3 protein-coding genes are annotated in these 2,980 nt (G+C 67.9%); 2 read left to right on the top strand and 1 reads right to left on the bottom strand.

What is annotated here, in order from left to right; translation table 11 throughout:
* Positions 1–186: 186 nt before the first annotated feature.
* Together ACE3O8_RS13310 and ACE3O8_RS13305 are read left to right on the top strand one after the other, a co-directional pair.
* Complete coding sequence (locus ACE3O8_RS13310; RefSeq protein ID WP_374390511.1) at positions 187–684, top strand: hypothetical protein; 498 nt, start codon at positions 187–189, stop codon at positions 682–684.
* A 230-nt stretch (positions 685–914) separates the two neighbouring features.
* Positions 915–1,967, top strand: coding sequence for a porin (locus ACE3O8_RS13305; RefSeq protein ID WP_374390509.1), 1,053 nt, complete (start codon positions 915–917; stop codon positions 1,965–1,967).
* A 7-nt stretch (positions 1,968–1,974) separates the two neighbouring features.
* Here ACE3O8_RS13305 and ACE3O8_RS13300 read toward each other — a convergent pair.
* The coding region (locus tag ACE3O8_RS13300) for an OmpP1/FadL family transporter (RefSeq protein WP_374390507.1) at positions 1,975–2,980 on the bottom strand (1,006 nt) is incomplete at its 5' end.

Below are 2,980 nucleotides of genomic sequence, written 5' to 3'. Positions count from 1 at the left end.
TTGGCATTGGGCCCTCGGCGCTGACGGAGGCCATGGGCATGCTCAACCACCATTTCGCAGCAGCCGCCTGATCGGCGCAGAGCGACAGCCTACCTCTGACTGCCGCCAATCTTTGCAACAGAGCCCAACGCCGAATATTACACGCTGGGCCGGGACACCACCTGGTCCATTGACCGGGATCTGACGGTGGGCGACACGGTGTTTCCGGTGAACGCCGACATTTCCTCCGGCTTCGACAGCGACATCTTCCGCTTCACCATCGGCAACCGGCTGTTCCAGCGACCGAACCTGGAAATCGGGCTGGCGCTTGGGTTCCACGGCACCGATTTCAGCCTCTATATCGAAGGCGAGGGAACGGTGAACGGGACGCCGGGGCAGTTCCGATCCGAAACGCGCTCCGTCTTTGCGCCGCTGCCGACAGTCGGCGCCTTCCTGAACGCGCGCCCGGCGGAAAAGGTGCAGGTGAACGCCCGCCTCGACTGGCTCTCGCTGACGATCGATGATTATTCCGGCCGGCTGATCAACACCGAGACGTCGGTTTCCTATTCCATCCACAAGAACATCGATGTGGGCCTGTCCTACCGGCTGGTGAACTACCGGGTGCGGGTGAAGAAGGATGACTGGAACGGCAAGGTGAACTACCAGTTCAATGGGCCATCCATCTTCGTGCAGGTCGGCTTCTGAGGCGCGCCGGCGGCCGGCGGCCCTTTGCCGGGGCCGCCGTTGCCGCGCTTTCCCTTCTGTCGGCCGCGCCGGCTGCCGCCGGCGACTGGCGCATTCCCATCCGGCCGACGCTGGAGCTGGAGCCGGGTGGGCCGCGCGCGGAACTTCCGGACTATGCCGTTCCGGATCTGAAGCCGGACGCGCGCCTGCTGCCGGAACTGGAAACCCCGCTCGCCACTGCGCGGCCGGGGGTGGAGCTGATCCTGGATCTGACCGGGTTCCGGCAGGATGGCGCGAGCGAGGCGCAGGTGGGGCGGCAGGCGGGGGGCGCGGAGGTGCGCAGCGCGGCGATCGAGCTGGCGGGCGAGTTCGGGCCGGGGCTGCGCCTCTCGTACAAGCTGGGGATCGACTACAACGGCTTCGATGTCGATCCGGAGCAGACCTGGGCGATCAGCGACTTCAACGTCTCGTTCGCGATCCCCGCCGTGCGGACAAAGGTGAGCCTGGGCCAGATGCGCGAGGACTTCGGCTATGAGGTCGTCGCCTCCACCAACATCCTGCCGCAGAGCGAGCGGCAGATTTCCCCCTTCGTGTCGCCGGTGAACTTCGGGGCGAAGGTGACGCATGTGCTGGGCCGGGCGAACGAGATGACGCTGTCCTATGGGCTGTTCCGCGACAGCTGGGGCGAAGGCGACGGCAAGGCGTCGGTTTCGGCGCGGTTCACGCGGCTGCTGATCGACGCGCCGGACGCCGGGCGGTCCCTGCATCTGGGGGTGGGCATCCGCCGCGCCGACAGGGGGGCGACGACCCGCTATCGCGGCCGGCCGGGCGTGGCGGCGGCCGACGAGTTCGTGGACACGGGCGATTTTCCGGCGCGCGCCGCCACCCACCTGGGGTTCGAGGGGCAATATGCGGACGGCCCGCTGCTGCTGCTGGGCGAATATGTGCAGGCCTGGACCGACGCGCCGGAGGCCGGGAACCCCTCGTTCCACGGTTTCTATGTGCTGGGCAGCTGGATGCTGACGGGCGAGCGGCGCGGATATGACCGGACGAAGGGGGTCGTGAAACGGGTGGTGCCGATGCAGCGCTGGGGCGCGCCCGAACTGGTCGCCCGCTATGCGCGGGTGGACCTGAACGGGGGCGCGGTTCGCGGCGGCCGATATGACCGGATCGAGGCGGGCGTGAACTGGTGGGCGACGACCCGCTGGAAGGCCGGGCTGCTGTGGGGGCATGTGTGGCTGGACCGGTTCGGGGAAACCGGCCGCACCCACAGCCTGCTGACCCGCATCCAGTGGGTTTATTGAAGCTGGTTCAGAAGCGGACCGTGAGGTCGGCGCCGATCATGTCCACATTGCCCCGGTTTTCCGAGCGCAGCCGGCTGGCGATGGCGGCCGGCGAGCCGGCATAGAAATCATCCTCGCGGTCGAGCTGTTCGGTCGTGACGAAGACATGGGCATAGGAAAAGCGGGCCTCCAGACTGTCGGAGACTTTCCAGCTGGCGCCGGCGGTGAGCCAGGTGCGGTCGCCATCGGGCACCCGGCTGGTGCGCCAGGCATCGACCGTGGGGGTGGAATCGGTGGCGAAGCCCGCGCGCACCGTCCAGCGGTCGGACAGCTCCTGTTCGCCGCCCAGATGGAGGCTCATGCTGTCCTTGTAGTTCTGGGGCGAGGTGCTGATGGGCGCCCCGTTCACCGTCTGGATGCGGATCGCATCGAACACGGACCAGTTGGTCCATTCCCAGCCCGCGAGGAGGCGCGTGCGCGCCCCGGCGGTGAAGACGGCGGAGGCGGACAGGCTGTCGGGCAGGGTGATGGGTGCGCGGGCATCCTGCTCGCCGTTGGAGCCGGAGAGCGGGCCGAGCAGGCCGCCCACGCTGAACTGGCCCTTCAGCCGGTGCTTCACCTGCGAGCGATAATGGAGGCCGACGGCGACGGGGCCGGATTCGAAGCGGCCGCCGATGTTCCAGCCCAGCGAGATGTCGTCGCCCTTCACGCGCGCCGCGCCATCGGCCAGCAGCGGCGAAAGGTTGGGCAGGGCATTCTGCAGGTCCGCCTCGATATATTGGATGCTGACGCCGCCGCCGATCGAGAAGCGGTCGTCGAGCTTCCAGGCCAGCGAGGGCTGGACATTGTAGGTCTTCACGACGGACCGGCTGCTGTCGTACCGGCCGAACCAGCCGTCGTCATAATCGACCACCAGGCCGAAGGGCGCGTTCACGCCGAGCCCGGCCCAGAGACGGTCCGTCAGCTGCATGGAGCCATAGAGGGTGGGGACGAGGACGACGGGGTGGAAGGGGTTGCCGCCATTGCCGCCGCCC

Origin of the sequence: Sandaracinobacter sp., assembly GCF_041909755.1 — a bacterium.
Taxonomy (GTDB): Bacteria; Pseudomonadota; Alphaproteobacteria; order Sphingomonadales; family Sphingomonadaceae; genus Sandaracinobacteroides.
Note: the sequence above shows the minus strand (reverse complement) of the source record. Positions and strands in the feature narration are given on the sequence as shown.